Here is a 2,741-nt window from a genome sequence, read left to right as displayed (position 1 = left end):
TTGGGCCAATATGCGCATGGACCCGGCTGACATCTCGGATGTCACCGGCTCGACCTACACCTTTACCGTCAACGGCCATGGTCCGTTCGACAATTGGACGGGGTTGTTCCGACCCGGCGAGCGCGTCCGCTTGAGGATTATCAACGCCGCGGCCCAGACCAATTTCAACGTCCGCATCCCCGACCTGCCGATGACCATCGTCCAGGCTGACGGGCAGAACGTGCGGCCGGTGACAGTTGACGAGTTCCAGATCGGCGTCGCCGAAACCTTCGACGTAATCGTCATGCCACAGGACCGCGCCTACAGCTTCGTCAGCGAGTCCATCGACCGTTCCGGTCTCGGCCGGGCGACGCTCGCACCCCGCGCAGGCATGTCCGCTCCTGTTCCGCCGCTTCGACCGAGGCCGCTCACCACCATGAAAGACATGGGGATGAGCGATATGGGCGGCGGCGACATGGCCGGAATGGCCGGCATGGACATGCCCAATGCGCCAAATCCCGCGGCCGTTCGCGGTATTGACCCATCGGCAGAGCAGAATGCGTCCAGGACACTGGCCAAGCTGACCGGCTGGAATGCTCCGACCGATCACGGCTCCGTGGCCGCGACTGTGATGGCAGCCGGCGCGTCGATGGCCGGCATGGACCATGGCGCGACGACCGACATGAGCGGAATGGCGGGAATGGACCATGGCACTGCGGCGGAGGGACCGGGGACCGCGCCCGGCCACGCGATGAACATGGACATGCGCGACCCACGCAATGCGCCACAGGTGAAAATGGGTCCAGGCGTGCAGACAATCTCGCCGATGGCGACCGACCGCACCGCCGAGCCGCCGCAGGGCCTGGAAGGGATGGACCACAAGGTTTTGGTTTATCGCGACCTCGTGGCGCTTGAGCGCAACCCTGACGTTCGCGCACCCTCACGCTCGCTCCAAATCCACCTCACTGGCAACATGGAGCGCTACATGTGGTCCTTCGACGGCGTGAAGATGAGCGAGCCTGCCGAGCCCATCCCGTTCCGGCTCAATGAAAGGGTACGGGTTACGTTGGTCAACGACACGATGATGGCGCACCCCATCCACCTTCATGGCCACTTCTTCGAGCTGGTCACAGGGCATGGCGCAAATGGGCCGCGCAAGCATACCGTCAACGTTCCACCAGGCGGCAAAATGACCTTCGATCTCACCGCTGACGCCGCCGGCGATTGGGCGTTCCACTGCCACAATCTCTACCACATGGCCGCGGGCATGATGCGTGTCGTCACCATCCGCCCAATGAGCGGAGAAGCCGCATGACGCGCCCCGACTTCCGCCTGATCCTGGCCTCGGCCGTGGCGCTCGCCGTCAGCGCACCGGCCACCGCCCAAATGAACATGCCTGGCATGAGCATGCCCGGGATGAAGATGCCGATGCCGGCCAAGAAAAAACGGATGACGAAGAAGCCGGCAGCGAAAAAAGACGCAGCGAAGTCTCCAGCCAAAAAGGCAGCAGCGAAGAAGGGACCGGCAAAAAAGGCACCCACAAAACCACGGACTGGAGCCAAGGCCGACCCAATGGCCGGCCATGACATGAGCTCAATGCCCGGCATGGACATGCCGACCGCCAAACCGGCCGACCCGATGGCGGGTCACGATGTGAGTTCGATGCCCGGACTGGACATGCCCGGCATGGCCAATGTGCCGCCCTCGGGGACCGACCTTTCGGCCGGCAATGCGCCGCCGCCTTCAGTCCCGACCGATCATGCGGCGGACATAGTTTATGGCGCCCCCAATATGGCGATGGGGCGCCATCACTTGAAGGAGGGCCACGGCGGCCAGAAGGTCGGGCAGGTCATGTTCAACCTAGCCGAGGCGCAGTTCCGCAAAGGCCGCGACGGCTTCGAATGGAACGGCGAAGCCTGGTATGGCGGAGACATCAACCGCGTCTGGCTCAAGAGCGAAGGCGATGGCGCTTTTGGGAAGTCGGTCGACCGCGCCGAAGTTCAGGCGCTCTACAGCCACGCGATCGGCCCTTATTTCAATCTCCAGGGCGGCGTTCGCTACGACTTCAAACCCAATCCCTCGCGCGTCTATGCAACGGTCGGCGTGGAAGGCCTGGCACCGGGATTCTTCGAGCTCGAGGGCGCCTTGTTCCTCTCGAACAAGGGTGAACTGCTGGCGCGCGCCGAAGGCTATTACGACCAGCGGATCACCCAACGGCTGATCCTCCAGCCACGCGCCGAGCTCAACTTCGCCGCGCAGAGCAGCCGGGAGACCGGCATCGGTTCGGGACTGTCGAACGCCGAGATCGGGATGCGGCTTCGCTACGACATCCGTCGCGAGTTCGCGCCCTACGTGGGTGTCCAATACAGCTGCGCTTTCGGCGACACGCGCCGTTTCATGCGCGACGCGGGTGAGGATCCAGCCGGATGGAGCATCTTGACCGGCATCCGGGCGTGGTTCTGATGCCCGCTCAACTTCAACACAAAACGGGAGGAATAGTCATGCGTGTGGAAACAGGACTGGTGGGCGGCATTATTCTATGTTGCTCGATCGCTGCTTCTGCGGCGCCGGCGAAACGCAGTGCGGATACGGCTGCAGTGCGATCGGTGTTGGCGGCCTATGTTTCGGCAATTGAACGGCTGGACCCAAGAGGCACCGAGCGCCTGTTCACCAGGGATTCGATGATCTTCGAGACGGGCGGCTCGGAAGGCAATTACGTGCATTACCTTGCCCACCACCTCACACCCGAATTGGGCGAGTTC

At 63.1% G+C, this 2,741-nt stretch carries 2 protein-coding genes and 1 pseudogene; all 3 read left to right on the top strand.

The window, feature by feature from the left end; translation table 11 throughout:
- A partial coding sequence (locus RMO25_RS05955; RefSeq protein ID WP_309661687.1) for a multicopper oxidase domain-containing protein occupies positions 1–1,294 on the top strand: 1,294 nt, incomplete at its 5' end.
- Positions 1,291–2,442 (top strand): copper resistance protein B, encoded by a 1,152-nt coding sequence (locus tag RMO25_RS05950; protein ID WP_309661686.1) that lies wholly within the window; start codon positions 1,291–1,293, stop codon positions 2,440–2,442. The genes RMO25_RS05955 and RMO25_RS05950, both read left to right, overlap by 4 nt.
- Positions 2,406–2,741: pseudogene (locus tag RMO25_RS05945) on the top strand (hypothetical protein); the annotation flags it as partial. The gene RMO25_RS05950 and the pseudogene RMO25_RS05945, both read left to right, overlap by 37 nt.

Origin of the sequence: Sphingomonas sp. (assembly GCF_031361285.1) — a bacterium.
In the GTDB taxonomy this organism is placed as follows: Bacteria; Pseudomonadota; Alphaproteobacteria; order Sphingomonadales; family Sphingomonadaceae; genus Sphingomicrobium.
The sequence above is the reverse complement of the archived record's forward strand: the minus strand, read 5'-3'. Positions and strand labels throughout refer to the sequence as shown.

Excerpts from the sequence above, each read along its gene's own strand:
- RMO25_RS05950 (WP_309661686.1), top strand. The coding sequence starts at position 1,291 with ATGACGCGCCCCGACTTCCGCCTGATCCTGGCCTCGGCCGTGGCGCTC.